Here is a 5,393-nt window from a genome sequence, read left to right as displayed (position 1 = left end):
CGGCCACGTCGGCCAGGGATGCAGCTCACCGGCCCGCGCCTCCGGCGGCAACGGGTACTGGTCGAGCTGCACCACCGCGGCCGCGCCCTGCCGGTGGGCCACGCCAAGGCAGTCCGCGCCGGTGTCGCCGCCGCCGATGATCACGACATGCTTGCCGGCCGCGTCGATCGGCGTCGTCTCCTGCAGACCGGCGACGACCCGGTTGGCGGGGACGAGATGATGCATGGCCAGGTGTACGCCGTTCAGCGCGCGGCCCGGCGTCTCGTGCGCGTCCCGCCCGGCCAGCGCGCCGCAGGCCAGCAGCACCGCGTCGAAGTGGTCCTTGAGGTCATCGGCGGTGACGTCCACGCCGACGTTCACCGACGTGCGGAACTCGACTCCCTCGGCGGCCATCTGCGCGAGCCGCAGGTCGATGTGCTGCTTCTCGATCTTGAAGTCGGGGATGCCGTAGCGGAGCAGGCCGCCGATCCGGTCGTCCCGCTCGTAGACGGTGACCGCGTGCCCGGCGCGGGCGAGCTGCTGCGCGGCGGCCAGCCCGGCGGGACCGGAGCCGACCACGGCCACCCGCTTGCCCGACTGTGCCGGCGCCGGTTGCGGGCGCACGTACCCGAGGTCGAAGGCATGGTTGGCGATCTCGACCTCGACCTGCTTGATCGTGACCGGGTCGTCGCCGATGCCCAGCACGCAGGCCGCCTCGCAGGGCGCCGGGCACAGCCGGCCGGTGAACTCCGGGAAGTTGTTGGTGGCGTGCAGCGACTCGGCCGCCGCCTGCCACGCCCCGGTGCGCACCAGGTCGTTCCAGTCGGGGATGCGGTTGCCGAGCGGGCAGCCGTCGTGACAGAACGGGACCCCGCAGTCCATGCAGCGGGTCGCCTGGTCGCGGATCAGCTCCTCGCCGGCCGGCGGGTACACCTCGTGCCAGTCCTGGATCCGCAGCGGGACCGGACGACGCTTCGGCAGCTGACGTTCGTACCGGAGAAAACCGTTCGGATCAGGCACGCTTGACCCCCATGACCGCCTCGTCCACATTGCGACCGGCGGCTTCGGCGGTCCTGATCAGCTCCATCACGCGCTTGTAGTCGCGCGGCACCACCGCGGTGAAATCGTTCACCGCCGCGGGCCAGTCCTTGAGCAACCGCTCCGCCACCGCGGAGTCGGTCTCGGCGAAGTGCTTCTGCACCAGGCCGTGCAGCAGCTCCTGCTCCTCCTCGTTGAGCGGCGTGAGGTCGACCAGCTCCGGGTTGACCCGCTGCAGGTCGAGGCCGAGCACGAACGCCGTGCCGCCGCTCATCCCCGCCGCGAAGTTGCGCCCGGTCGAGCCGAGCACCACGACGACGCCGCCGGTCATGTACTCGCAACCGTGGTCGCCGACGCCCTCGACGACCGCCTGCGCGCCCGAGTTGCGGACCGCGAACCGTTCGCCGGCCCGGCCGCGCAGGAACACCTCGCCCGCGGTCGCGCCGTAGAGGATCGTGTTGCCGGCGATGATGTTCTCCTCGGCGACGAACGGCGCCCGCTCGTCCGGCCGCACGATCACCCGGCCACCGGAGAGTCCTTTCGCGACATAGTCGTTGGTGTCGCCGATCAGCCGCAGTGTCACGCCGCGCGGCAGGAACGCGCCGAACGACTGGCCGCCGGTGCCGCGCAGGGTGATGTGGATGGTGTCGTCGGGCAGGCCGGTGCCGCCGTACCGCTTGGTGACCGCGCCGCCGAGCATCGCGCCGACGCTGCGGTTCTCGTTGCGCACCTCGAGCTCGGCCCGCACCTGGGCGCCCTCGGTGAGGGCCGGCGCCGCCAGCTCGAGCAGCTTGTTGTCCAGCGCCTTCTCCAGGCCGTGGTCCTGCGCGACGATGCCGCGGCGGGACGCGCCCTCGGGAAGCTCCGGCACGAACAGCACCGGCGACAGGTCGAGACCCTTGGCCTTCCAGTGGTTGACCGCGGGCAGCACGTCGAGCGCCTCGGCGTGCCCGATCGCCTCGTCGATGGTGCGGAAGCCCAGCTCGGCGAGGTACTCGCGAACCTCCTCCGCGATGAACATGAAGAAGTTCTCGACGAACTCCGGCTTGCCGGTGAACCGCTCCCGCAGCACCGGGTTCTGGGTGGCGATGCCGACCGGGCAGGTGTCCAGGTGGCAGACCCGCATCATGATGCAGCCGCTCACGATCAGCGGCGCGGTCGCGAAGCCGAACTCCTCCGCGCCCAGCAGCGCCGCGATCACCACGTCGCGCCCGGTCTTGAGCTGGCCGTCGACCTGCACGGTGACCCGGTCGCGCAGCTTGTTGAGCAGCAACGTCTGCTGCGCCTCGGCCAGGCCGAGCTCCCACGGCGAGCCGGCGTGCTTCAGCGAGTTCAGCGGGGAGGCGCCGGTGCCCCCGTCGTGGCCGGAGATCAGGATCACGTCGGCCTTGAGCTTGGCCACGCCGGCCGCGACGGTGCCGACGCCGATCTCGGAGACCAGCTTGACGTGTACGCGGGCCGCGGGGTTGACCATCTTGAGGTCGTGGACCAGCTGGGCCAGGTCCTCGATGGAGTAGATGTCGTGGTGCGGCGGCGGCGAGATCAGCCCGACGCCCGGGGTGGCGTGCCGCGTCTTGGCGATCCACGGCCACACCTTGTTGCCGGGCAGCTGCCCGCCCTCGCCCGGCTTCGCCCCCTGCGCCATCTTGATCTGCAGGTCGTCGGCGTTCACCAGGTACTCGCTGGTCACGCCGAACCGGCCGGACGCGATCTGCTTGACGCTGGACCGGCGCTGCGGGTCGTACAGCCGCTCGACGTCCTCGCCGCCCTCGCCGGTGTTGGACTTGCCGCCCAGCCGGTTCATCGCGATGGCCAGGGTCTCGTGCGACTCGGCGGAGATCGAGCCGTAGCTCATCGCGCCGGTGGCGAACCGCTTCACGATCTCGGACGCCGGCTCGACCTCGTCGAGCGGCACGGACGGCCGGTCGCCCCTGAACTTGAACAGCCCGCGCAGAGAGCCGGCCGCCGCCGCAAGCCCGTCGACCTTCTCGGTGTACCGGCGGAACACGTCGTACTGCTTGCTGCGGGTGGCGTGCTGCAGCAGGAACACCGTCTCCGGGTTGAACAGGTGGACCTCGCCCTCGCGGCGCCACTGGTACTCGCCGCCGACCTCGAGGCGGCGGTGGCTGCGCTCGGCCGGGTTCTTCGGGTACGCCTTCTCGTGGCGCGCCTTGACCTCGGCGTGGATCTCGGCGAGGCCGGACCCGCCGATCCGCCCGGACGTGCCCGCGAAATAGCGCTGCAGCAGCTTGTTGTCCAGCCCGACGGCCTCGAAGACCTGCGCGCCGCAGTACGAGGACACCGTCGAGATGCCCATCTTGGACATGATCTTCAGGACGCCCTTGCCGAGCGCCTTGACGTAGTTGCGGATCGCGACGCGCGAGTCCATCCCGGCGAGCGGGCCGGTGACGATCAGGTCCTCGACGCTCTCGAAGGCGAGGTATGGGTTCACCGCCGCGGCGCCGTAGCCGATCAGCACGGCCGCGTGGTGCACCTCGCGGCAGTCGCCGGACTCGACCACCAGCGCCACCTGGGTGCGGGTCTGCTCGCGCACCAGGTGCTGATGGACCGCCGCGGTGAGCAGCAGGGACGGGATCGGCGCGAGGTCGGCGTTGGCGTCGCGGTCGGAGAGCACGAGGATGCGTACGCCGTCCTCGATCGCCTCGGACACGTGCCGGCAGATCTGGGTCAGCCGCGCCTTGATGCCGGCCGCGCCCTCGCGCAACGGGTACAGCCCGGAGACCCGGACCGCCTTGAACCCGGGCAGGTCGCCGTCCTCGTCGATGGACAGCAGCTTGGCCAGCTCGTCGTTGTCGATGATCGGGTACGGCAGGACGATCTGCCGGCAGCTCGCCGGGCCCGGGTCGAGCAGGTTGCCCTCCGGCCCGATGGTCATGCCCAGGCTGGTCACCAGCTCCTCGCGAATGGCGTCCAGCGGCGGGTTGGTGACCTGGGCGAAGAGCTGGTGGAAGTAGTCGAACAGCAGCCGCGGGCGCTGCGACAGCGGCGAGATCGGGGTGTCGGTGCCCATCGAGCCGAGCGGCTCCGCGCCGAGGCGGGCCATCGGCGTGACCAGGATCTTCAGCTCCTCCTCGGTGTAGCCGAACACCTGCTGGCGACGGGTCACCGAGTCGTGCGTGTAGATCACGTGCTCGCGCGCCGGCAGGTCCTCGAGGCGGATCAGCCCGGCGTGCAGCCAGTCGTCGTACGGCTGCGCGGCGGCCAGGCCGGTCTTGATCTCGTCGTCGTGCACGATCCGGCCGGCCTCAGTGTCGACCATGAACATCCGGCCCGGCTGCAGCCGGCCCTTGGCCACGACGGTCGCCGGGTCGAGGTCGAGCACGCCGGCCTCGGAGCCGAGCACCACCAGGCCGTCGGTGGTGTGCCACCAGCGGCCGGGACGCAGGCCGTTGCGGTCGAGCACCGCGCCGATGATCGTGCCGTCGGTGAACGCCACGCTGGCCGGGCCGTCCCACGGCTCCATCAGGCTGGCGTGGAAGCGGTAGAACGACTTCTTGGCCGGCTCCATGCCGGGGTCGTTCTCCCACGCCTCGGGGATCATCATCAGCACGGCGTGCGGCAGGCTGCGCCCGGCCAGGTGCAGCAGCTCGAGCACCTCGTCGAAGCCGGCCGAGTCGGACGCCTCCGGCGTGACGATCGGGAACAGCCGCTTGATGTTGCCGGGCAGGACGTCGGAGCGCAGCAGCGCCTCGCGGGCCTGCATCCAGTTGCGGTTCCCGCGAATGGTGTTGATCTCGCCGTTGTGCGCGATGAACCGGTACGGGTGCGCCAGCGGCCACGACGGGAACGTGTTGGTGGAGAACCGCGAGTGGACCAGGGCGATCGCGCTCTGGGCGCGCTCGTCGGTCAGATCGGCGAAGAACTCCGGGAGCTGGTCGGGGGTCAGCATCCCCTTGTACGTGATGGTCCGCGACGACAGCGACGGGAAGTACACGCCGATGCCGCGCTGCGAGGTCTCCCGCTCGGCCTGCTTGCGGATGCAGTACGCGACCCGCTCCAGCTCCAGGCCCTCGAGCGGCTCACCGGCCTTGCCGGCGGTGGTGTCGCTGAGCCGGTGCGCGGCGATGAAGACCTGCATGATGTACGGCCGCGCGTCCTCGGCCGAGGCGCCGAGACCCTCCGGGCGCACCGGCAGATCGCGCCAGCCCAGCACCTCGCCGCCCTCGACCAGCGCGTACTTCTCGAAGATCTTCTTCGCGCGCTTGCGGTCCTTCTCGCCCCGGGGCAGGAAGGCCAGTCCGGTCGCGTAGCGGCCGGGGGGGGGGGGGGGGGGGGGGGGGGGGGGCGGGCGGCAAAACACAACAAAGAAAAACCCAAAACACAACACAAAAAAAGAGAGGAGGAGAGTGGGGGGT

General features: G+C 70.8%; 1 protein-coding gene and 1 pseudogene. Both read right to left on the bottom strand.

From position 1 onward, the window contains the following. Positions 1-999 (bottom strand): glutamate synthase subunit beta (locus tag AB0M20_RS25495; protein ID WP_364302245.1); only part of this gene is annotated, 999 nt, incomplete at its 3' end. Further along, positions 992-5,308, bottom strand: a pseudogene (gene gltB / locus AB0M20_RS25490) (glutamate synthase large subunit); the annotation flags it as partial. The pseudogene gltB and the gene AB0M20_RS25495, both read right to left, overlap by 8 nt. Positions 5,309-5,393: the final 85 nt, after the last annotated feature.

It is taken from the genome of Actinoplanes sp. NPDC051633, assembly GCF_040681735.1.
Classification (GTDB): Bacteria; Actinomycetota; Actinomycetes; order Mycobacteriales; family Micromonosporaceae; genus Actinoplanes.
Note: the sequence above shows the minus strand (reverse complement) of the source record. Positions and strands in the feature narration are given on the sequence as shown.